Origin of the sequence: Alteromonas sp. V450 (assembly GCF_001885075.1) — a bacterium.
In the GTDB taxonomy this organism is placed as follows: Bacteria; Pseudomonadota; Gammaproteobacteria; order Enterobacterales; family Alteromonadaceae; genus Alteromonas.
Map to the genome: position 1 here is coordinate 2,574,461 of NZ_MODU01000004.1, position 22,067 is coordinate 2,596,527.

General features: G+C 43.1%; 21 protein-coding genes. 5 read left to right on the forward strand and 16 right to left on the reverse strand.

The genetic code is table 11. From position 1 onward, the window contains the following. Positions 1 to 30: 30 nt before the first annotated feature. Positions 31 to 1,344: a DUF5610 domain-containing protein gene (locus tag BK026_RS11205; protein ID WP_071815930.1), complete on the reverse strand. Its 1,314-nt coding sequence runs from the start codon at positions 1,342 to 1,344 to the stop codon at positions 31 to 33. A 192-nt stretch (positions 1,345 to 1,536) separates the two neighbouring features. Between BK026_RS11205 and trmA the strand changes: the two genes are divergently transcribed. Beyond that, positions 1,537 to 2,634, forward strand: coding sequence for a tRNA (uridine(54)-C5)-methyltransferase TrmA (gene trmA / locus BK026_RS11210; protein ID WP_071817619.1), 1,098 nt, complete (start codon positions 1,537 to 1,539; stop codon positions 2,632 to 2,634). A gap of 120 nt (positions 2,635 to 2,754) precedes the next feature. On the opposite strand, the gene fabR is transcribed toward trmA, so the two are convergent. Then, the gene (gene fabR / locus BK026_RS11215; RefSeq protein ID WP_071815931.1) at positions 2,755 to 3,351 is read right to left on the reverse strand and encodes an HTH-type transcriptional repressor FabR; all 597 of its coding nucleotides are present in this window, start codon (positions 3,349 to 3,351) and stop codon (positions 2,755 to 2,757) included. Positions 3,352 to 3,692: 341 nt separating this feature from the next. On the opposite strand from fabR, the gene BK026_RS11220 reads away from it, so the two are divergent. After that, entirely contained in the window at positions 3,693 to 4,820 is a 1,128-nt protein-coding gene (locus tag BK026_RS11220) for a fatty acid desaturase (protein WP_071815932.1), read from the forward strand. Positions 4,821 to 5,029: 209 nt separating this feature from the next. After that, positions 5,030 to 6,451, forward strand: coding sequence for a Si-specific NAD(P)(+) transhydrogenase (sthA, locus tag BK026_RS11225; protein ID WP_071815933.1), 1,422 nt, complete (start codon positions 5,030 to 5,032; stop codon positions 6,449 to 6,451). Between the two features lie 56 nt (positions 6,452 to 6,507). Here sthA and BK026_RS11230 read toward each other — a convergent pair whose 3' ends face one another. Further along, the gene (locus BK026_RS11230; RefSeq protein WP_071815934.1) at positions 6,508 to 6,813 is read right to left on the reverse strand and encodes a pyridine nucleotide transhydrogenase; all 306 of its coding nucleotides are present in this window, start codon (positions 6,811 to 6,813) and stop codon (positions 6,508 to 6,510) included. 114 nt (positions 6,814 to 6,927) lie between these two features. Between BK026_RS11230 and BK026_RS11235 the strand changes: the two genes are divergently transcribed. After that, the gene (locus BK026_RS11235; RefSeq protein WP_071815935.1) at positions 6,928 to 7,506 is read left to right on the forward strand and encodes a uracil-DNA glycosylase family protein; all 579 of its coding nucleotides are present in this window, start codon (positions 6,928 to 6,930) and stop codon (positions 7,504 to 7,506) included. Here BK026_RS11235 and BK026_RS11240 read toward each other — a convergent pair. Further along, on the reverse strand, positions 7,503 to 9,728 hold the full coding sequence (locus tag BK026_RS11240; protein WP_071815936.1) for an EAL domain-containing protein: 2,226 nt from the start codon (positions 9,726 to 9,728) through the stop codon (positions 7,503 to 7,505). The two genes, BK026_RS11235 and BK026_RS11240, sit on opposite strands and share 4 nt — an antisense overlap. Before the next feature lie 143 nt (positions 9,729 to 9,871). Between BK026_RS11240 and BK026_RS11245 the strand changes: the two genes are divergently transcribed. Then, the gene (locus BK026_RS11245; protein WP_083575072.1) at positions 9,872 to 10,777 is read left to right on the forward strand and encodes a TIGR03899 family protein; all 906 of its coding nucleotides are present in this window, start codon (positions 9,872 to 9,874) and stop codon (positions 10,775 to 10,777) included. On the opposite strand, the gene BK026_RS11250 is transcribed toward BK026_RS11245, so the two are convergent. From BK026_RS11250 to BK026_RS11305, 12 genes are all read right to left on the reverse strand, one after another. Further along, positions 10,774 to 11,520: a phosphoadenylyl-sulfate reductase gene (locus BK026_RS11250; protein ID WP_071815937.1), complete on the reverse strand. Its 747-nt coding sequence runs from the start codon at positions 11,518 to 11,520 to the stop codon at positions 10,774 to 10,776. The two genes, BK026_RS11245 and BK026_RS11250, sit on opposite strands and share 4 nt — an antisense overlap. Next, on the reverse strand, positions 11,510 to 13,231 hold the full coding sequence (gene cysI / locus BK026_RS11255; RefSeq protein WP_071815938.1) for an assimilatory sulfite reductase (NADPH) hemoprotein subunit: 1,722 nt from the start codon (positions 13,229 to 13,231) through the stop codon (positions 11,510 to 11,512). Before cysI ends, BK026_RS11250 begins: the two co-directional genes overlap by 11 nt. Beyond that, a complete protein-coding gene (locus tag BK026_RS11260) occupies positions 13,231 to 15,054 on the reverse strand; it encodes an assimilatory sulfite reductase (NADPH) flavoprotein subunit (RefSeq protein WP_071815939.1) in 1,824 nt (607 codons plus the stop codon). Before BK026_RS11260 ends, cysI begins: the two co-directional genes overlap by 1 nt. A 199-nt stretch (positions 15,055 to 15,253) precedes the next feature. After that, positions 15,254 to 16,009 carry a TIGR04219 family outer membrane beta-barrel protein gene (locus BK026_RS11265; protein WP_071815940.1) on the reverse strand — a complete coding sequence of 252 codons (756 nt, stop codon included), beginning with the start codon at positions 16,007 to 16,009 and terminating at the stop codon, positions 15,254 to 15,256. Positions 16,010 to 16,012: 3 nt separating this feature from the next. Then, the gene (locus tag BK026_RS11270) at positions 16,013 to 17,005 is read right to left on the reverse strand and encodes a DUF2333 family protein (RefSeq protein ID WP_071815941.1); all 993 of its coding nucleotides are present in this window, start codon (positions 17,003 to 17,005) and stop codon (positions 16,013 to 16,015) included. 153 nt (positions 17,006 to 17,158) lie between these two features. After that, on the reverse strand, positions 17,159 to 17,521 hold the full coding sequence (locus BK026_RS11275; protein ID WP_071815942.1) for a hypothetical protein: 363 nt from the start codon (positions 17,519 to 17,521) through the stop codon (positions 17,159 to 17,161). Beyond that, positions 17,521 to 17,721 (reverse strand): PspC domain-containing protein, encoded by a 201-nt coding sequence (locus BK026_RS11280; RefSeq protein WP_071815943.1) that lies wholly within the window; start codon positions 17,719 to 17,721, stop codon positions 17,521 to 17,523. The genes BK026_RS11275 and BK026_RS11280 overlap by 1 nt, the downstream gene beginning before the upstream one ends. 51 nt (positions 17,722 to 17,772) lie before the next feature. Further along, positions 17,773 to 18,441: a phage shock protein PspA gene (gene pspA / locus BK026_RS11285; protein WP_071815944.1), complete on the reverse strand. Its 669-nt coding sequence runs from the start codon at positions 18,439 to 18,441 to the stop codon at positions 17,773 to 17,775. Positions 18,442 to 18,811: 370 nt separating this feature from the next. Further along, entirely contained in the window at positions 18,812 to 19,099 is a 288-nt protein-coding gene (locus BK026_RS11290) for a hypothetical protein (protein WP_071815945.1), read from the reverse strand. A 201-nt stretch (positions 19,100 to 19,300) separates the two neighbouring features. After that, entirely contained in the window at positions 19,301 to 20,356 is a 1,056-nt protein-coding gene (gene dusA, locus BK026_RS11295) for a tRNA dihydrouridine(20/20a) synthase DusA (RefSeq protein WP_071815946.1), read from the reverse strand. 228 nt (positions 20,357 to 20,584) lie between these two features. Continuing rightward, entirely contained in the window at positions 20,585 to 20,863 is a 279-nt protein-coding gene (locus tag BK026_RS11300) for a hypothetical protein (RefSeq protein WP_143142123.1), read from the reverse strand. 193 nt (positions 20,864 to 21,056) lie between these two features. Beyond that, positions 21,057 to 22,046, reverse strand: coding sequence for an HEXXH motif-containing putative peptide modification protein (locus BK026_RS11305; protein ID WP_071815948.1), 990 nt, complete (start codon positions 22,044 to 22,046; stop codon positions 21,057 to 21,059). Positions 22,047 to 22,067: the final 21 nt, after the last annotated feature.

A 22,067-nucleotide genomic window follows, 5' to 3' on the forward strand; every position in this document is an offset into this window, starting at 1 on the left:
TACCGGGCTTTTATATTAATCGATAGTTAGTTACTCACTTTTCACATCAGGTTGAGGAAGTCCATTAAGTAACGTTTGATTAAAAGCGTGAAACCTATTTATAGCAGATACAAGATCTGGCACCTGTACATCTTTCATCTCACTGATCAAACCACCTATTAGCGTATTGTAATCTTCGTTACTAGATAGTTTACTCTCAGCATTAGCAAAGGTATCCATCATCTTTTCAAGATATTGCGCAACAGGGCTGACTACATTTCCATACTGAGCATTATCACTTTTGTCTTCGTTATAATGCTGAATGTTCTCATATGTCTTTAGCACTTCGGTCTGCGTTGTTCTGTTTAACTGTAACGCGTAGCCAACCAGCTCTTTGTCGTCAAAGCCTAAACTTAATGCTTCTTCAAACGCTTTGTCGATATCACCGTTATAGAAAGTGTCAGCGAGATCCTGTACTTGACCAACCAAATCAGCTATCGACTCTAACTCATCCTCATCAAGTTCGCCTTTTAAAGAAAAACTAATACCGCTTCGCTCGTAGAACTGAAGTGAAGTTTGTTGTTGGTATGACGCTGAAAAATTGTTTTCACCTTGCTCATTACTACCGCCTGATTGCTCCTGAGATGCCTGAGTCTGGAAGTTAAGTTGTTGCGACGCTTGGAACGATCTAAAACTCTCAAAACTAAAGGTCACCTCATCACCATCTTTGGTTCGGATCAGTAAACTACCGCTTCTCTCATCCGATGCAGCAACAGCATTTAATGATGAAAGTGTGACTCCATTAGGTTGCTGGCGACCAAATATATCGGTTTCTAGATCATTTATTCCCGTATCAATGAGATCGCGGCTTTTTACCATTCCTTGTTCAATCTCTTCATTCATGAAACCTGCAAGATCTTTTTCAGCCATTGCAAAACCGCGACTTACACCTTCTCTCGCTTGGCTAAATAAACCATTTAGCTTTTCTTCGCTGGCACCACCGTTTGCAGCCCCTCTAATAACGCCACCTACGAATTTAAGTACGTTTCTGGCGACTTTTTCAAAGTCGAACAAGCTGCTTGACTTCTTTTCAATATCTTTATCTTTCGTTTCTTGCGGCTTTTGGCCACCTATTTCTAGTGCTTGGTTAAGACTACTACTTACCACACGTACGCCGATGCTAGTTTGGCTGCTTGAAACAGATACTGATGCCGCTTGTTGTTTGGAAAACTCAGCAGCTTGCTGCAATCCATCTTGCTGCAATTGCTTTTTCAATGCTTCATTCGGGTGGACAGATGCCTTTTGATCTGCTTTTTGATCAACCTTTTGATCGCCCATGAAAGCCTTAATTTGACCCACGTTCATAATTTGATCCTCACTATCCTCTTTCTTATTATCGGCAAAGAATCAGTATTGTTTAATTTTAATACAGCTTTTTTACTATAAATTCTTTAATAATGCTTCCATAGTGATAGTAGTGCATAAGTAGCTAGCGCTTGTTGCAGTTATTTTTTAAGGGGCTACAATTCGCGACCTTATTCTACGATGGAGATTTTTATGACCGCGACCGAACAACAACGCTATCAAGCCCAGTTGGACGAAAAAGTAGAACGCCTTACTGCGTTACTTTCTCCGTTCAATGCGCCTAGCTTGTCCGTATTTCCATCGCAACCAACGCACTACCGTATGCGCGCAGAATTTAGAGTATGGCATGAGGGCGATGATTTATTTCACATCATGTTCAACCAGGAAACGAAAGAAAAGTATCGCGTAGATAGATTCCCTCCTGCTTGTAAAACAATAAACGATGCTATGGCTTTACTGCTTGGAGAAGTAAGACCAAATGAGCCGCTTAGAAAGAAGCTTTTTCAAATCGATTACCTTTCTGCACTATCTGGCGAACTTGTCATCAGCCTTTTATACCATCGTCAACTAGATGAAAAGTGGCAAGAGGCCGCACAAGAATTAAAGACAAAACTCGAGACTCACTTTCCAAAAGTAAACATCATCGGCCGAGCGAGAAAACAAAAGCTTATTATCGACAACGATTTTGTAATTGAGCGCTTACCCGTTAATGGCAAAGAGTTCATATTTAAGCATATAGAAAATAGCTTCACTCAGCCCAATGCCGAAGTGAACTGTAGCATGATTGAATGGGCACTAGATTGCGTAAAGCCGCTCTCTGGCGATTTACTGGAGATGTATTGCGGTGCAGGTAACTTCTCTTTGCCGCTAGCGCTTCACTTCGATAATGTAGTGGGTACCGAAATAGCGAAGCCTTCCGTGCAAGCTGCGCAGTTTAATATCGAGCAGAATAAACTTAACAACGTAAAAATCGTTAGATTGGCTGCTGAGGAATTTACTCAAGCTATGAAGGGTGAGCGCACGTTTAGTCGCTTAGAAGGCATTGATCTAAGTGCATATAATTTCACGACTGTATTGGTAGACCCACCAAGAGCTGGGTTGGATGAAGACTCGCTAAGAATGATTCAGGATTACGATAATATCGTGTATATCTCGTGTAATCCTGAAACCTTAGCTCAAAACCTTGAGCTTTTAAGTGAAACTCACAACGTTGCTCAATCGGCGCTATTCGATCAATTCCCGTTTACTCATCACATTGAAGCAGGTGTACTACTTACACGTAAAGCCTAGTTTTGGTATAAGTTAACCAGGCCTTTGGAGACACAAAGGCCTATGGGGCTGCATAATATAGGGCGAGTATTTAATCGCGCGCGCAATTTGCGCCTCAAGTCTTTAAAGCCGACGATTCTATTAAGAGATTTTTTGCGTTGCGCCTAATTGAACAAAGCGGAGTTGCGCTTTTACTTTCTCCCCAATTTCTCGGCGAAGTTTATCGTCTGCTTCAAGCGCCTCAGCTCCAGCACTAAATACGAGTCTTACCATGGCATCAGCTTGAAGCTGCGCGCACGTGTATTCCACACTCTGCTGCTCAATAATGTAGTCGGTCAACTCGTCGATAAAATGTTGAATTTCTCTAAATACCGCCAGTCGATAAGCCGACGACGTACCAGTGTGCTCGCGGAGCAAAAGGCGAAATACGTTTGTGTTAGCCGCGATGAACTCCATAAAGGTTTCAACAGAAGTATGGATTACGCCCCCCCCAGAGGCGATGCGTCGCCTTGCTTGGCGCATTAGCTGACGCAACGCTAAACCAGCTTCATCCACCAGCGTTAAACCCAATTCGTCCATATCTTTGAAGTGCCTATAGAAAGATGTTGGTGCAATACCAGCCTCTCGAGCAACCTCGCGTAAGCTAATTGCCGATAAACTGCGGTTTTCGTCTAACAATGAAAACGCAGCATGAATAATATTTTGACGGGTTTTTAATTTCTGTTCTTGTCGACTCACATTCACACCATAGGTTGATTGGCTCTTAACAGCCTGACGATTTCTAGCCCAAAGAGTTTAAGCTCTTACGTCATATTTATAGCCATCAACGCAATCGAACTTCCTACATCAAAGACTAGCATACATAGTTTATCGCAACACACATCAGTGGGGAAAGAGAAACAGAATCATCTCTTTTATAAACAAATAGTAAGCAGAAAAAGCCACAATTAACGAGCGCTTTAACGTAACTCTTCTATAATTAAACTTTACACATGTAAGCAGAACTATTCGGGGTTTTGCTTGCCTGAAGCCTCGTAAAACGATAAATTAGCGAACAGTTGTAAGCCAAGTTGTATAAAATGAAAAAACCTCCTCTTATCCTTACTAATGTGCTGGTATTTATTATATCTGGTGCAGTTGCGTTTATTGGTGTGCCGCTCTGGGTGGCATATCAAGGCATCGATTGGGCAGAAATCGGTGCAGCTATATTCTTATTTTACTTTACCGGTATGTCCATCACTGCCGGCTATCACCGCCTATGGTCTCATAAGACTTACGACGCCAATGTAGTTGTCCGCGTTGTACTTGCTATCGGTGGTGCGATGGCGCTACAAAATAGTATATTGCACTGGTCGTCAGATCATCGCATTCATCATCGTCATGTTGATGACAACGACAAAGACCCCTACTCTGCCAAGAAGGGGCTTTGGTTTGCGCATATCGGTTGGATGTTGCGTGAGTATCAAGCCAAGCGTTACGATGACTATAGCAATTGCAAAGATCTTCAAAAAGACAAAGTAGTAATGTGGCAGCACAATTATTATTTGCCCATCGTGCTGGCCGCTAACTTTGGTATCACGGGTCTGCTGGGCTATTTAAATGGTGACGTTGTAGGCATGATCTTGGTAGCCGGTGTTCTTCGCCTGGTGCTAGTGCATCACGTAACCTTCTTCATCAATTCTCTTGCTCATTTTTGGGGTAGTCAGCCATACACCGACAAGAACACAGCACGTGATAACGGTATCCTTGCTTTCTTCACCTTTGGCGAGGGCTACCACAATTACCATCACATTTTCGAGTACGACTATCGCAATGGTATTCGCTGGTATCAGTTTGACCCTACAAAATGGCTTATTAAAAGCCTATCATTGGTGGGACTCACTACTAATCTTCGTAAGGTACCAGAAGAGCGCATCGAAAAAGCATTAGCGGCAATGCAGCTTCAAAGAGCAAGTGAAAAAGTATCGCTACTGCCTAATGCTGAAGAGATGATGCACACCATTCAAGAAGAATACGACTTGTTAATGCAGCGCATGAGTGAATACTACGCCACGAAAAAACGTGTTATGCGCGTTAAACAACGCACCCTAAAACGCAGTATCGAAGGGCTTGAGCTTGCATATAAGTACAAAGAGTTGAAACACGCCTTTGCGGTACAGAAAGAGAAATGGACACAGCTACAGAGTTTGTCTTTCCAAATGGCGTAAAGTAACGCAATCTCTTATACGTTTTAACGCTAAAAACCACATAAGTACCTGCTTATGTGGTTTTTTTTATTCTATAGTTGGAATTGTAAGGTAGGTAATACCATATATCGTATAGGGTAGTTATACTAAAACCAGCATCAATTATTTTGTATGAAGGTCAACTTTTTACGTGACGTCGAAATACAAAAGTAACAACATGGGAAAGTAAGATGGCAACGAAGCAAAAAACCAAAGCCCCGTCGTATCATTACGACGCTATCGTTATTGGCACAGGTCCAGGTGGTGAAGGTGTTGCAATGCAACTTGCCAAAGCAGGTAAAAGAGTAGCGGTTGTTGAGCGCTATGAGGCCGTCGGGGGCGGTTGTACCCATTGGGGTACCATTCCATCAAAAGCGCTTCGTCACTCAGTCAGTCGTCTCATTGAATATAACTCCTCTCCCTTGTTCGCCGATAACCACTTAAGTAAGAGCCTTACATTTTCAGACATTATGCGCCATGCTAGTGGGGTAGTTAAAAGCCAAACTCGACTTCGCTCTTCCTTCTACGACAGGAACCGCGTAACGTTATTTCACGGAGAAGCCAGTTTCGTAGATGCACATACGTTAGAGATAACCCGTAAAGATGGCTCGAAAGATATCGTCACTGCGGGTCAGATTGCGATTGCTACAGGCTCTCGACCTTATTGTCCTAATGATATCGACTTCAATCACCCTCGTATTTATAACTCGGACACTATTTTATCTTTAAATCACGATCCTAAATCTATAATAATCTATGGTGCAGGGGTAATTGGCTCTGAATATGCCAGTATTTTCCGAGGCCTTGGCGTAAAAGTTGACCTCGTTAACATGCGTGATCGCTTGTTGTCTTTCCTTGATGACGAAATATCGGACGCATTAAGTTACCATTTGTGGAATAACGGCGTGCTTATTCGCCATAACGAAACTTACTCTTCAGTTGAAGCTAACGATGATTCAGTAATTTTAAACCTTGAATCGGGCAAGCGCATGCGTGCAGATTGTTTGTTGTTCGCCAATGGACGTACGGGTAACACTGACACACTTAAGCTTGAAAATATTGGTTTAAAAGCCGATGGTAGAGGCCAACTTAGCGTTAATGAAAATTATCAAACGGACATAGATAACGTATTTGCTGTTGGGGATGTGATTGGCTATCCAAGCTTAGCATCAGCAGCATATAACCAGGGTCGTTTTGCCGCTGAAGCTATGCTGGGCATTAAAACGCACTCGGCATTAGTAGAAGATATTCCATCAGGCATATACACCATTCCAGAAATTAGTTCTGTAGGTAAAACTGAGCAAGAGCTGACCGCAGCAAAAGTGCCTTATGAAGTAGGAAGAGCTCAATTCAAACACTTGGCCAGAGCGCAGATTGCATCAACTCAGACAGGTAGTCTAAAAATCTTGTTCCATCGCGAAACAAAAGAAATATTAGGGATCCATTGCTTCGGTGAACGTGCCTCTGAGATTGTTCATATCGGTCAAGCGATCATGCAGCAAAAGGGCGAAGGCAATACCATAGATTACTTTGTTAACACCACGTTCAACTATCCGACCATGGCCGAGGCTTACCGTGTCGCAGCCATTAACGGGCTAAATAGGATTTTCTAAAGGATACAAAAAAGCCGGCGAAGTTGTCGCCGGCTTTATATGCGTTAACTAAGAAATTAGTTACGGTTCGCAGCAAGCGCGTTAAGCGAATCTTTGTGAGCTACGATATCGATATGCATATTTTCTTGATCGAACGTCATTGTTGCAATGGCGTAGTCACCCTGACTTTCGCTTGCAATGTCGATCAGCTTTGTTTGTGCATCACGGAAACGAATGTTATTGCCGATTTTATCAGACATACATTGGTTATTCATTTCGAATGTTTTTGCATCCATGCAATCGAAAAGCTGGTTATCACCAGATTCCGCATGCGCAATACCAAAGGCTGCTGTTAGAGCTAGTGTTAGTACTACTTTACGCATGTTTCTTCTCCTGTGTTACAGTCTACTACTGTCACCATTAAACATACTGTATATACATTAGATAGTCAAACTCAGATCATACAATTGTGACAAAAGTATTACAGAGAGAAATATTTGGAGAAAAATTTGAAAAGGCACAACGCATTGGTGGTTAATGCAAGGAATTGCAGGCTATGTGCCCCTTTTCTGCCACACGAACCCAACCCTATTTTTAACACTGCGCCATCAGCCAAGATACTCATAGTTGGCCAAGCTCCAGGGCTAAAAGCGCATCAAAGAGACACAGCGTTCGATGATCCTAGCGGGGATCGTCTACGCGATTGGATGTCAATCTCGAAAGAGACCTTTTATACCCCGCACTTAGTCTCAGTAATGCCGATGGCCTTTTGCTTTCCTGGGTATAAAAATGGCGCCGATGCCCCACCTAGAAAAGAGTGTGCACCTGCTTGGCACAAACAATTTCTTTCCTTTCTACAACCCAAGGTCACACTTTATGTGGGGCGCTACGCGCAACAATACTATCTTCCACAATTTAGAACGCTAACTGAAGCTGTTCAAAAACCATCGGAGTCACATTTTGTATTGCCTCATCCATCTGGTAGAAACAATAGATGGCTGGCTAAAAACCCTTGGTTTGAATTAGATATCCTTCCCGCCCTAAAGCGAACTATTGTTTCTGTCTTATCAGTCTAGTCTTGCTCTTCTAGGAAACCTAGGAGTGCATCAAATGGCATCGGCTTCGCGTACAAATATCCCTGAGCTTCGTCGCATCCCAACTTTATCATGTAACTCGCCTGCTCTCTTTTTTCCACGCCTTCGGCAATAGTGAGTAAGCCTAGCTTATTTCCAAGAGTCACTATGGTTTCAGCAAGAACAGCACTCGCGCCCGGTTTAATATCTTTTACAAAGGAACGGTCAACCTTCAACCTATCTAACGGTAATTGCTGCAAATAGCTCATGGAAGAAAAACCTGTACCGAAGTCATCAATAGCTATTTGCACACCAAACTCTTTTAAAGATCGCAGGGCGTCTATGACAATTTGAGGCTCGTCCATTACAACGCTTTCTGTAATTTCTAGCTCTAGCAGACTAGGATCACAATTGGCGTTTGAAAGTGCTTGTTTTACTTTCTCAACAAATAATCTATCTCGAAACTGTGGAATTGAAATATTTACCGCAACCCGAAGGTGCCCAAACCCTTTTTCTCTTAACTGCTGTAAGCGGTGGCACGCTTCTTCTAATACCCATTGACCAATATCTACAATGAGCCCAGAATATTCAGCAAGCGGAACAAAGACAGCGGGAGAAACATAACCGCCATCGCCGTCTGGCCAGCGGAGTAATGCTTCCATCCCAACCACTTTTTCGTTAAGTAAATCTACTTGCGGTTGAAACCAAAGCTGTAGCTTTCTCGCAGCAAAATCACTGCGAAGTTTACGGATCATATCCAAACGCCACGTGGTTTGGTCCTCGATATCTTTGGCGTAATATTCAAAGTTATCTGTCAAATTCTTCTTCGCGCGGTTCAACGCGATATTAGTACGCTTTAAAATCTCAATGCCAATGTGGCGGTTATTATCGAGCTTGCAAAGCCCAAGAGTAATATTCACCGGTAACGTGTGATCTCCAACTTGAAAGGATGACTGAAAAATAGCATTTATAGCTTTAGGACAAACAAGTTCATCAGGGCCTATCAAGCCGAACACATCGGCACCTATGCGGCCTTTTCTTACACTAGCATCCAATGAAGATTGAAAGCGTTCGCTTATTGCTCGTAAGAGCTCGTTGCCCACTTCTTGGCCTAATCCATCGTTGATATCAGAGAAGTGGTTCACATCGATGAGTGCAACGGTGTAATTTTCACCCGCAAATAAATGAGGCTTATCTAGCATATTGATAAACTCGTTACGGTTAGGCAAACGTGTTAGCCAATCCCTAAATGCAGCATTTCTCAATTCATGAAACAGATTAACGTTTTCATAGCCCACAGAAATACTTGAGAGAAAAACTTCTAAGAGGTTTTTATCTAACTCGCTTATTGCATGCGTTTGGCGAACGTAAACCGCGGCTTCAAAACCAGCTCTGCTAATGAAAAGTACCGAGCAAGTTGACTCAAAAACATGCTTTTTTAGACGCAAACACCTGCTTATATTCTCTTCAATCTCACTGTTGTTTACATCGACGACCGGGAGGTTAATATATTTAGCGTACTCACCCGCTGCGCCAAGAACGTAAACCTCTTCATCATCCCTGTCTAAAAGTGACCCTGCCCTGGCACATAACAAGCCTTCAGAATCAAGCCCAATAAGTGAGCTGATCTGCGTGACAACACCTTCACAAAATTCTTTTACTGAATGCTCTTCAAATAGGTTAGCCGAAGACGTGATTATCTTTTCTAATCCCGCACGGCTTTGACTAATCGTCATAATCTGCTGGTAAGAGCGGAGCGAAGAAATAATGGTAGTGAGCAATTTAGCTCGGGTAAGTTCAGTTTTGGTTTTGTAGTCGTTGATGTCGTAAACTTTAATCACCTGCTCTTCTGGAGCATAGCCAGGTTGCCCTGTCCGCAGTATTATACGAGGCTCGAATAGCTTCATATCTTCGCGGATATATTTTACAACGTCGAATCCAGCATCATCTGTTTCCATCACTACATCAAGTAGGATAATGGCTATGCTGTTGTTAAATTCGTGGAGTTTTTCTTTTGCTTGCTTCGCAGAATAAGCATGAATGAAATTTAATTTTCGGTCATTAACCGTCAGATCAGAGAGAGCAAGCCGCGTAACGGTATGAATTTCTTCATCGTCATCGACAATAAGTATATTCCAGTCTTTGCCCAAGAGAACCTGTTCTTCTATTGAGCCATCGTCGTCTAAAAATATTAACTCGTCGTTATCGTAATCCATTGCCGACATTACCGCTCTCTTCCCCAAACATTCAAATCTAGAATGTGTTGCTGCTCATAATATTAAAAATACGATTACATTGATAATTAGGTTACGCAATGCAATAGTGTTTTCATGTTACCTGCTAGTTTACATTCAATTATTAAACCAATATGAAGATTACTCCACAGCCTTTTTCTACTGAAATAAAAAACATTCAGGGCAAGGAAGTAAGCAATGACAAACCTGTCCCTGCCCCACCAGCTAATGAAAAAATAGCGAGCAATACACAATCTAATACAAGCCAGCAACGCATGCTGTCTTGGTTCGCTCGAGTCGGGATTAGCCCTTCTATGTTGTCTCCCGACCCTAAAAAACAAAAACATGCACTAGAACGAAGAAAACAAATTCTAGAAACGCAAAAAGCGAGCAATCTTCAAGCTGTTTTAAATATAGCACTAAATGTATCAATCAACGAACAAACTAGTGATAATCTTGACCCAGACTGGTTTTTTGCATTTAGTACTATGGCCGAAGAGATTTACAGCCCACCAATGCAAGAATTGTGGGGAAAGATTTTTGCGGTGGAAGTCGCGCGTCCAGGCAGTTTTTCTCTTCGTACTTTACAATTACTCAAAACGCTAACTCACAGAGATGCGAAAATATTTAATAAAGCAGTCAATGTGGCGAGCCGAAAAAACAGTGATACCGTTCCGCGCATATTGGTCGGTTATCACAAGCGCAAAGGCCTTTTTTCGTTTCTTAAAAAGCCCCTGCCAGAACAAGTAAATTTGGCATCCGTTGGACTCAGTTACCCTGATTTATTATCGCTGCAAGAAATGAAATTAATTTATGCAAGTGAAATCGAAAGCGGAGAGTACGCTGAAGGGCAGCAGGTTACTTGGCGATGCGTGAATGAAAATATAACACTTACTTGTAAGACAGCGGGCGTTGCGTTGGTGTATTACAAGTTTACTCCAGTGGGCAGTGAACTTTATAAACTGGTGACTAAGTCTTCTAACGAGGCGTATCTTCAAGCGCTAAAGCAGGTCTTAGGCGAGGTATTCAACATAAGTTAAATACCATCACCAAACTCGTGTAATCCGCATTCGCGCTTTAATCCAAAGAAACGTGTGTCTTGTTCACTCATTCCTTCTTGTAAAGATTGGGTTGTATGCCAGTCACCAATTGAAACGTAACCTTGCTCCCACAATGGATGATAAGACAGATCGTTGTCTTTCAGGTAATAGTGGAGGTCTTTATTGCTCCAGTCGATAATCGGGTACAGCTTGAACTGCTGACCTACTTTTTGTAACACCGGTAGCTTGCCACGGGTATCAGATTGGCTTCTGCGCAACCCAGCGAACCACGTACCGGCCTTTAAATCGCCTAAAGCGCGCTGCATAGGCTCAACTTTGTTCATCTTATTGTATTTTTCAATACCTTCAATGCCCTGTTCCCACAGTCTACCAAAGCGCGCTTCTTGCCATGCAGAAGACAGCTCAGCACTGTACACATGTAAGTTTAAATTGAGCTTTTCAACCAATTCATCGATAAACTTATACGTTTCCGGAAACAAATACCCTGTATCGGTAAGCACAACAGGAATATCCGGCTGTGCTTGGGTAAGCATATGCAGCATAACTGCCGATTGCGCTCCAAAGCTCGAAGACACAATATGAGCATCAGGTAAGTTATCCAGCGCCCAAGCAACCCGCTCTTGCGCCGTCATTTTTTCCAACATATCGTTGATATCAGCAAGGGCGTCCTTGCTGATATCAAGCGTAAGTGTCTGCTGCTTTTCTGCTGTATTATTCGTCATAGAAATCCCGTGCGGAGTCTACTACTGGTTTTACAACACCAGCGCGAACAACATAATCACCAAACGCTTCACCAGCTTCACGTTCTTTGGCCCATTGACCAAGCAACGTGTCTAATTCAGCCATGATTTCCTGTTCGCTAATGTTTTCTCGATACATACGTGGAATACGCGTACCTTCTCGGTTTCCGCCTAGGTGCAAGTTGTACTTGCCTGGGCCCTTACCTACTAAGCCAATTTCAGATAACATGGCGCGACCACAGCCATTCGGACAGCCAGTTACGCGGAAGATAACACTGTCGTCTTCCAGCCCGTGCTTGGCAAGCAAGCCTTCTAGTTCAGTAACAGCATCTGGCAGGTAACGTTCAGCTTCAGCCATCGCTAGCGGACAAGTTGGTAGTGCAACACAGGCCATTGAATCTAAGCGCTGGTTAGATACACTTGGCGCGATAAGACCATGCTCACGAGCCAAAGCTTCTATTTTGTCTTTGTCCTGTGGTGGAACACCAGCAATAATCAAGTTCTGGTTTGCGGTTAAACGGAAATCCCCTTTGTGGATCTTCGCAATTTCTGCACAGCCTGTTTTCAGCGTTTTGCCTGGATAGTCTAATATACGGCCGTTTTCGATAAACACGGTAAGGTGGTATTTTCCGTCAATGCCTTCAACCCAGCCAAAGCGGTCACCACGGTCGGTAAACTCATAAGGGCGGCTTTCCTGGAAAGTTACGCCTGCGCGCTTTTCAACTTCAGCTTTAAAATTGTCTACCCCTACACGCTCTAGGGTATATTTTGTCTTCGCATTTTTACGATTAACACGGTTACCCCAGTCACGCTGGGTTGTTACCACCGCAGCAGCTACGTCTAGCGTATTTTCAAGCGGAATAAATCCGAAGTCAGAGGCTTTACGCGGGTACGTGCTCTTGTCGCCGTGAGTCATAGCAAGACCACCACCAACAAGTACGTTAAAGCCAACTAGCTGTCCATTTTCAGCAATCGCAACAAAGTTGAGATCGTTCGCGTGAACATCTACATCGTTTTGCGGAGGAATAACCACCGTCGTTTTAAACTTACGCGGTAAATAGTTATCACCCAAAATAGGCTCTACAGGCTTTTCAGTCGTTTCGACTTTTTCACCGTCTAGCCAAATTTCAGCATACGCGCGAGTCTTAGGAAGTAAGTGTTCACTTATCTTTTTCGCCCATTCAAACGCTTGAAGGTGAAGCTCAGACTCAACAGGATTAGAGGTACACAGAACATTTCGGTTTACGTCCCCTGCTGTCGCGATAGAGTCGATACCGGCTTTGTTCAGCATTTGGTGCATAGATTTAATTTTAGGCTTTAACACACCGTGAAATTGAAACGTTTGACGGGTAGTTAAGCGAATGCTGCCGTACATAGTGTGGTCAGCGGCAAACTTATCTATAGCTAGCCATTGGTCTGGCGTGATAACGCCGCCCGGTAAACGTGCGCGCAACATCACATTGTGAAGTGGCTCTAGTTTCTGCTTTGCTCGCTCAGCACGAATATCACGGTCGTCTTGTTGGTACATACCGTGGAAACGAATAAGCTGGAAGTTATCAGCCGTGAAGCCACCGGTAAGATCATCTTTAAGATCGGTAGTGATGGTACCGCGCAAATTATTACTTTCACGCTTTAGGCGCTCGTTGTCAGCCAGTTTGCCCTCAACGATAAATGGTGATTTTTCGTTACTCATTAATAGACATCCTTCTGATAACGTTTCGCTTTTCGTAACTCTACTACATAGGCTTTTGCATCGGCTTCAGACTTTCCGCCGTGCTCTTGCACAATACTAATAAGGGCGTTTTCAACATCTTTCGCCATGTGCATTGCATCGCCACACACATAGAAGTGTGCGCCCTGCTCTAGCCATTCGTACACCTCTTTACCGTTTTCTAGTAAACGGTGCTGAACATATACTTTTTCTTCTTGGTCACGAGAGAATGCCAGCGTGATTTTGTCTAGCAGGCCATCTTTAACGTAGCCTTGCCATTCCACTTGGTATAGAAAATCTTGCGTGAAGTGAGGGTTGCCAAAGAATAGCCAGTTTTTGCCTTCTGCGCCTTGCACGTCACGCTCTTGCATAAACGATCTAAACGGTGCAATACCCGTACCCGGGCCAACCATGATCACCGGCGTATTGGGGTCGGCTGGCAAACGGAAGTTATCGTTACTTTCTACGAATACTTCTACGTCGCCATTTTCTTCTAAATATTCACACAAAAAGCCAGATGCACCGCCTTGATGACGATGCCCAAACGCTTCATAGTCAACGTGGGCTACGGTTAGATGTACTTCTTCTTCCACCTCGGCTTGACTTGATGCTATCGAGTACAAACGAGGGGTGAGAGGACGCAATGCGTCTACAAGTTGTTGTTCAGACAACTTACCCGGATGGTCACGCACGATATCGATGATTTGGCGCTCAGCCATGTAGGTTCGCAGCTGTGCTTTGTCTTCCATCAAGGCAGCCAATGATTCAGAACCTGTCGCCGCCTGATACGACTTGATAAAATTAGGGTAGCTAAGCGTTAACTCAAGCTTAGACGTTAACGCTTCGGTTAACGGCATAGTCGCATCACCAACCGATACGTTGGCATTGCCGTCGAGTGATAAAATGCTGATAAGCTCAGAAACTAACGATGCTGCGTTTTTAAACCACACGCCCAACGCATCGCCAGGCTGATAGGTAATACCGCTATCTTCAAGGCTAATCTCGATATGGCGAATATCTTTAACTGAATCACGGCCAGTGATCTTTTGAGCATCAATTAAGGTCGCTTTAAACGGCGCCTTTTTGGTGTAAGTTTGCGCTGCTACACCCTGCACTGCCGCGCCAGTTTGCGCCGCTACGGCAGTCTGTGGAGCTGCACTAAAATCGTCTTTTAACGAATCGATAAGCTTGTTCAGCCATGCCTCAGCTTCTGCTTCGTAATCAACGTCACAGTCAAGACGCTCCACGATAGCTTTACCGCCTAGCTTACCTAAACGCTCATCAAAATCTTTACCCGTTTGGCAGAAAAACTCATAGCTGCTGTCACCTAAACCTAAAACAGCGTATTTGGTGCTAGCAAGCTTAGGTGCTTTTTTACCTGCCAAGAATTCGTGAAGCTCAATGGCATCATCAGGTGCATCGCCTTCACCGTGAGTACTTACAAATACCGCAACGTGTGTTTCTGCTTTCAAGTTACGCGGCTTGTAATCTGCCATGCTAACAAGCTTACTATTGAAGCCTGCTTCTTCTGCTTTAGCCTGGCACTGCGCAGCCACACCTTTTGCATTACCCGTTTGCGAGCCATATAAAATTGTTAGTGTTGGCGCGTCACCCGCTACTGCCGGAGCACTCTGTAACGCTGGGGCAATAGAACCGCCTTGTGCAGCAGCCATGCCCGCAGCATAACCACTTACCCAAGTAAGTTGATCACGATTTAACCCTGCAATGGCCTGCGTAATTGCATTCCACTGCTGTTCGTTTAATACCGCGCCTGGCGCTGAGTTCGAATTAGAATCTTGTGACATAGTCTTTTAGCCTTTTATCAATGGCGCTAAGGCTAACGGCTTTCTGCAAGAAGAGAAAAGAATAAATGAAACTTTTTTATTACTGAAAGTGCTAATGACTGTGTGAATAGGTAATAACACCTCCACGTGTTACCGTTGAGCAATAAAAAAGGCGTGAGCCGCATAAGCAGTCACGCCTTTAAAAATCCGCTGTTAGCACTTAAAAGTGAAGCTCTAATCCAGCAAATACGCCATCAAATTCCATATCAGCGTAAACATCGTCGAGGTCTTCAATATCAACCGTTACGTTTCTGTAACCTACTTGAAGCGTCATATCGATAGCCAAACTCTCAATAAACGAGTATTGAACCGCTGCTTGATAGTCACTGAGCTCGTGATCATCAAATGACAGGTAGCTACCTTCAAAATACGCAGATAACCCTGTAAATGGCAGGCCCAACTGCACTTTTGAATACGCCATTGGCACAATGCCCGAAAACTCAGCAGAACCACTCGTGTCGCTAGCTGCATCGACAACAAACAGCTCACCATCAATATGTTTTGCGTTTATTCCAAGGTCAAAACTTACTAAATCGTTATCAAACAACTCGTAATACAAGATGAAATCAGTGGAATTGATTTCAACGTCTGTATTGACTCTGCTTTGCGCCGTGTAGAGTCTATTGTCGAAGGTAAAGTTGCTATCAAGTACCGTTGAACCAGAATTTTCAAGCGTACTATAGTTAAGCTTTACATTGGGTAAAAAAGGAACTGGATGTTCGAAGGCTATATATACCGCGGTATTTGAATCGTCATCAAAATTAAACTCTGCAGTATTTTCGCTATCTGCGAAGCCACCCGAAGTGTCAGTCTGCCAGACCTGGGCACCAACGTACACGCCGGCGATGGTGTCTGCATGTGACGCCCCTGAAAACAATGCCCATCCCAAAGCAGCAGCTATAAGACCCTTTTTCATTAATTATCCTTGATTGAGAAGTTCTGAAAGTTCAATTAAAGCAGCGTTTGCTCTAGAAATATAGTTTGCCATGACTAGCGAGTGATTTGCCATCATGCCAAAGCCACTTCCATTTAGTATCATTGGGCTATATACCGTCTGCTGAGTCGCTTCAAGCTCTCGAATTATCTGCTGTAAGCTCACCAATGCATTTTTATCTTTTAACACGTCATAAAACTCAATCTCTGCCGCTTTTAGGAAGTGCAAAAGCGCCCACGTTGCACCTCGCGCCTCGTAAAAATTATCATCTAACTTCCACCAGCTTGTTTGTATAACACGCTGCGACGACACAGGAGTAGATTGCTTAGCGTTGGCATCACCTGCTAAGTCTGTGTTTAGTCTTGCCGAACCCACGCTGGCGCTTAAACGCTGTGAATAACTTCCTAACCTTTTTTCAACCTGTTTAAGATATTCACGAAGATTGTCGGCTCTGGTATAAAATTGACTGTCGGCGTTACGCGTATTGGCCAATTCATCTCTATATTTTTTTAGGAGTTCAATGCCCTCAGCATAGCTTGACTCTGAAGACGGTAATGCCCAGGTTTTGTGATCCATGTTAAACTTCGGGTGGGCTTTGGTAAGGTAAGGATTCTCAATAGACTGAGATTGAGAACGACTGAAGTCTTTGCGCATAGAAAGCGCCAGATCTCGAACCATTTCGAGCGCACCAAACTCCCACGAAGGCATGTTATCTAAAAATATCCCTGGGGGCGTAATGTCATTAGATAAGTAGCCACCCGGTTTCTCGAGTAGAGTCTCAGAAACATCGATCATGGTACTCGTAAGCGTATATCCAGCAATGTTCGTAGGGTTTTCTACTGAAGAGTTTTGCTCTAGTCGCTTATGTATATCGAATGTGTCAGGTGACAAACTCCAATACCATCCAATTAACCAAAAAAGAACAATAAAAACTACGGCGGCAATCGCTATCCGTTTTGAGTTAATTGACTGTCTCATATTAACACCAACCTTCCTTTTAAATGACAAATAGCTGACTCCAGTCAGCTATTTGTAAAATGTTTTACTTCAAAAATGCGAAACCTTTATGACGGTTGCCTATATATGAGCATTTTTTCCTATCCGAACACAACTTAAATTCGCTTATGTTTGTCATAAAGTATGATGCATGTTCTGCTCATTTTGTTGCTTGTAGGCTACAGAATTGCGTTTTTTCAATGCATATAGAACAACGGCTATAACAATCACAGGCCAAAATGCACCGATCCCTACGGCCAGTAAAGCGATAAATCCCGCACCGAATGCTAAGAAAAGGGTTCCTACAACGCTCAAAGCTACGACAAACCCCACAATGACCAAGAGAACCGCAACAATTGACAATACAGCCATAGTTTCAATAGGGCCAAGTGAATGGTCCGACAATATAAGATTGATACCAAACCAACTATCTACCAAACTACCCAATCCATTCACCAAAACGATAGCAATAACGACAGCCAGCAGAAAGTTCTTCATTACACTAACCTCGGCAATAATATTACCGCTGCAATATAAGCCAAAAGCGTTATGGGCGTTGCAACAAATAGGCTTACAATGGCGACGGCTCTCACCCATACCGCGTCCACGTCGAAATATCGTGCAAGACCGGCGCATACTCCAGAGATCATTCCAGATTCTAAATCTCTATAAATACGTTTTTGTGTTGGCATTTTCATAATTATCTCCGCTATTCCACGCTATACTTTTTCGATGAAGGGTAAGGCAGCTTATGCCACCTTTTGTTTTTTTAACTCGGCAAGTTCTTTTTCAATTGCTTCATCAGCTTGCATTGCCTCAAACTCTGCCTCCAGAGACACGGCATCACTCGTTCTTGTAATATCATAAGCGTCCACTTGGGCCTCAAGGTGGTCAATTCGTTGCTCATAATTTTCAAAGCGTGCCATTGCGTCATCAATCTTACTTTCGTGATTAGCTTGCTTCACTTTCAGGCGCGTGTGTGCAGCATTTTTTCTTTGCACCAGCGTTTTCTGCTTTGCTTTAGCTTCTGCTAGCTTACTGTTCAACCGCCCGGTATCACCTTGAATTTTTTCAATAGTTTCAGAAAGGTGTGCTTGCTGGTCCTCCAAAGACGCTAACTTCGCTACATACTTCTGTTTTTCTATCAGCGCTGCCTTAGCCAACGTTTCCTTGTCGTTATTCATGGCTATTTGCGCTTTTTGTTGCCATCCTTCTACTTCTTTAGCCGTCGAATCAATATGGCGTGCTAATGTTTTTTGTTGAGCGATGTAGCGCGCTGCATCAGTCCTCACTTCAACCAGTGTTTCTTCCATTTCCTGAATGATTAATCGAATGATTTTTTCAGGATCTTCAGCTTTATCTAGCATTGCATTAATATTTGCCTGAACAATATCGTTAATTCGTGAAAACATACCCATCACTTTTCTCCATAAGTAGTAAGATGTGGCGGCTCAGGTTTAGCTATTCAAAGTGTGATTACGCTAAGCTGCCGTTATTTCTGCACGTTGTGTTTCATTAGGGTTTTACCTTAACAAGATTAATTCAATCTATATGCCAACAATGTAAAGCATTGTTTTAACTGAACTTATTATTATTTTTACCTAAGTGTTATAGTTTTAGGAAAATACGAAAAACAATAATTTAGTCAGTTTGACTACGCACTTTGTCTTTTTGACCAACTCGGTTTATTTGTATCTTTACTGCACTAACACAAACTGAGTTGAACCCAATGACGTACAAAAAAAGCGCCCTAAGGCGCTTCATTAATACAGCTGAAATAAATGTGTGCTATTCAACACTTTCGTTTTGGTCTTCATCGGCTTGTTCTGACGCCCGCACGAGTTCCGTTACGCTGACTTTACCCGAAGACTTCACTTCATCTGCTGAAAGCTCAAAATGATAAGAAGTACTTGCGACGGCTTGATAGACATCCGCTTGCAATTCCTGTGTCGTCACCGCTACCGCGTTTGAAACCATGTTGGTAAGTAATGACTGAAGCACTGACTCTTGCGCATTTGCTACGCCGCTTGTCATGCTTGCTGTAAGTAAAGTTGCTGCAATAATAGAAGTTTTCATAATGTCCCTCGAATGTAGTCAGTGCAACCACACGTTGTCGTTGCGATACTTATGAAATAGCGAGAGACGTGCCAACTACAATAAATTTCGTAAGCACATGATTTATATAGAATAAAAAAAGGCTTGATGAAAACCAAACCTTTATCGAAATGTATAAATATTAAACTTTAGTCAATTAGACTAAATTATTAGTACTTTTGACTACTTCTCAACTTCATTGCTTTTTTGAAATTGGCTTACCTCGCGCTGCGCACTTTCTACCGCGTCGAGTGCGTTTAAAAGCAAATTAGGATCCGGATTTTTTCCCGTACCATTCTGACTCAAATACCTTCGCCAAATTCGGCCACCCGCTTGCCCTTGATAGAGTCCTAAAATATGGCGTGCTGCGTGCCAAGGCTTAAAATATGGATCATCTTGTCGCTCTATATATTGTTGCATTTGAATCACAATTTCGCGGCGCGAAAGGCTCTGTGCATTGGAATCTCCAAATACGTCCTTATCTACGCAAGACATGATGTATGGATTAGCATAGACCTCTCTGCCTACCATTACGCCGTCAACATATTGCAACTGACGTTGTGTATCTGCCAGCGTTTTTATCCCGCCATTAATGCTTATTGATAACTCAGGGCGCGCCTGCTTCAACTTGTGGACCCGGGGATAATTCAAAGGTGGTATTTCACGATTTTCTTTCGGGCTTAGTCCCTGTAGCCAGGCTTTTCTGGCATGAACAATAAAAGTATCACACCCCGCATCTGCAACTATATCGATGAAGCGAGCAAAGTCCTCATCTTCGTCCATATCGTCAATCCCAATTCGGCACTTCACGGTGACAGGAATATCTACCGAAGCCTGCATGGCTTTAACGCAACGTGCTACCACTTCTGGCTGTGCCATCAAACATGCACCAAAGCTGCCGTTCTTAACCCTATCACTGGGGCAACCTACGTTAATGTTCACTTCATCATAACCGCGTGCTTGAGATAACTCTGCACACTTTGCCATGTCAGTAGGATCACTCCCACCCAGCTGAACCGCTACAGGGTGTTCCTCTTGGTTAAAACCTAAATAGTCACCTTTACCATATATAATCGCGCCGGTCGTCACCATTTCCGTATAGAGAAGCGTATGCTTAGACATTAATCGCAAAAAATAACGACAGTGCCTGTCTGTCCAATCCAGCATTGGTGCCACCGAGAAGCGCCTGTCGATAGCGGGCTTAACAGAACTCTCATTTAAAACTTTAATATCAGGCACTTACAGCATTCCTCAAAATAATCACTAATGCCAAAAGCATTATACTTTTCACGGTTTTTAGTCCCCATTAAGGGAACGCGGTGCCCAAATGGTGGAACATTTCCCGCTTTGGCGCACCCTCTACAATGGGTTAGATAAGATGGCTAATATTAACATAACTAAGGGGACGAGAAAAAATGGAGTTTCCTATACTGCAAGAGGTAGACAGAGATTAGACCGATAGTACACCTATACTCTCTCAACGCCGTCATCGAACGTAGCTTTATACAATGCTTCTTCTCTGTCGTTATAAATATAATAGATATCTGAAAAAGAAGTTGGTGTTCCATTCGCTATAGAAGCTTTTTCTCTTAAAAATGCTATTGCCAGCTCTAGTTGTTCAAATTCAGCAATAAAATAATCGTTATGATCATATTGATCATACCCCAATACTCGATACTTTCCTGATGTTGCTTTCCTTGTATACCGGTCGATCACATCGGCATTGCTTTCCTTATTAGGAATCAATTTTTCCTCATACGTTGAAACACAAAGCCAACAATTCTCATGCATTTTATGTTACTAACAACTATATATTTGATAAAAAACGTAGTTAACAGAAGATGGATTGATAGGTGAAAAATTTTTTTGGTAAATACTTTGCAGTCGCCCTACCTAGACTAATACATAGAGAATTTTGGCTGAAGCACTAATTGCGTTTTTAATTTTCTAAAAACGGCTTCATGTAGTCATGGCAACGCTTCATTACTTCAGCGCCAATCGTCGACAGTTCACCCTGTTCCTTTATGATCTGATAACCATGCTTGTAAGCCTCAATATTATCTTTACACGCTTGGTTCGCATAGCGGCGACTTGCTTGATCTAATTTTGGATAAGCCAATAACAGCTGCATTGCGAGAAACATGCGAGCAGTTACAAATGTTGCATGATAGATGCCCTCCATGGGCCGCGGATCCGGCCTCAATGGGGAGCTGTAAGCCGCTTGTTCATCGTTAAGCGTTAACCTACCTTCAGACGCGTAACCGAATAAGAGCATGTGTGCCGATTCATGTGCCAACACTTCTATAATTTGTGCTTGTGTCTCGTATGATTTGACACTAATAAAGAGGCCCCCCCACATCATATACGAAGATCCTCCCTCAAACTCCACGTCTGTTCCTTCGACGGATTCAACCAGAATAATTTGCGAAACTAACGAGTAAAATTCATTGGATAATTCGGGCATTACCTTTTCCATGGTAAGCAATACATCTTTAAGGCGCTGCTCAAAATGCACACTGGTTTCAACGTCAGGCGTTTTGATCAAAAACGCAGTGCCATCTTCAATATTCATGAGAGAGGACAGCCGCTCGCCTTCTCCCATAAAACAAGGAGCTTCTAGGGTGACAATTTGGGGCATGTCTAATGCTATGGGACGCTGCCTCCCTAAAAGGGCAAACAGGTCTTCAGTTTTTTCTTCGGATTGCCCAGTTAATGCAAATACTAGGTAAGTATATAGTGCGAAGGTTAACGCAGAGAATTTCTGCCCAGATTTAAGCGCCTCAATAAGTGTTTGAATGCTTTTTTCGTGCTCTCCCATCTCATTGGAAGTTTGCGTATAAATGTATTGCAAGCTTGTTGCTAGATTCCCTCTCATAATGCGGTCTAGCGAATCGCCGCGCTGAGAACAAGGCAAAAAACTACAATCCATATCGGCACCCAAAAACAAAAA

Excerpts from the sequence above, each read along its gene's own strand:
- BK026_RS11205 (WP_071815930.1), bottom strand. The coding sequence starts at position 1,344 with ATGAACGTGGGTCAAATTAAGGCTTTCATGGGCGATCAAAAGGTTGAT.
- pspA (WP_071815944.1), bottom strand. The coding sequence starts at position 18,441 with ATGGGTATGTTTTCACGAATTAACGATATTGTTCAGGCAAATATTAAT.
- BK026_RS11240 (WP_071815936.1), bottom strand. The coding sequence starts at position 9,728 with ATGTCGGCAATGGATTACGATAACGACGAGTTAATATTTTTAGACGAC.
- BK026_RS11220 (WP_071815932.1), top strand. The coding sequence starts at position 3,693 with ATGAAAAAACCTCCTCTTATCCTTACTAATGTGCTGGTATTTATTATA.
- BK026_RS11305 (WP_071815948.1), bottom strand. The coding sequence starts at position 22,046 with ATGGATTGTAGTTTTTTGCCTTGTTCTCAGCGCGGCGATTCGCTAGAC.
- BK026_RS11270 (WP_071815941.1), bottom strand. The coding sequence starts at position 17,005 with ATGAGACAGTCAATTAACTCAAAACGGATAGCGATTGCCGCCGTAGTT.
- BK026_RS11265 (WP_071815940.1), bottom strand. The coding sequence starts at position 16,009 with ATGAAAAAGGGTCTTATAGCTGCTGCTTTGGGATGGGCATTGTTTTCA.
- BK026_RS11250 (WP_071815937.1), bottom strand. The coding sequence starts at position 11,520 with ATGACGAATAATACAGCAGAAAAGCAGCAGACACTTACGCTTGATATC.
- sthA (WP_071815933.1), top strand. The coding sequence starts at position 5,030 with ATGGCAACGAAGCAAAAAACCAAAGCCCCGTCGTATCATTACGACGCT.
- BK026_RS11290 (WP_071815945.1), bottom strand. The coding sequence starts at position 19,099 with ATGAAAACTTCTATTATTGCAGCAACTTTACTTACAGCAAGCATGACA.
- cysI (WP_071815938.1), bottom strand. The coding sequence starts at position 13,231 with ATGAGTAACGAAAAATCACCATTTATCGTTGAGGGCAAACTGGCTGAC.
- BK026_RS11245 (WP_083575072.1), top strand. The coding sequence starts at position 9,872 with ATGAAGATTACTCCACAGCCTTTTTCTACTGAAATAAAAAACATTCAG.
- BK026_RS11280 (WP_071815943.1), bottom strand. The coding sequence starts at position 17,721 with ATGAAAATGCCAACACAAAAACGTATTTATAGAGATTTAGAATCTGGA.
- BK026_RS11260 (WP_071815939.1), bottom strand. The coding sequence starts at position 15,054 with ATGTCACAAGATTCTAATTCGAACTCAGCGCCAGGCGCGGTATTAAAC.
- BK026_RS11275 (WP_071815942.1), bottom strand. The coding sequence starts at position 17,521 with ATGAAGAACTTTCTGCTGGCTGTCGTTATTGCTATCGTTTTGGTGAAT.
- BK026_RS11230 (WP_071815934.1), bottom strand. The coding sequence starts at position 6,813 with ATGCGTAAAGTAGTACTAACACTAGCTCTAACAGCAGCCTTTGGTATT.
- trmA (WP_071817619.1), top strand. The coding sequence starts at position 1,537 with ATGACCGCGACCGAACAACAACGCTATCAAGCCCAGTTGGACGAAAAA.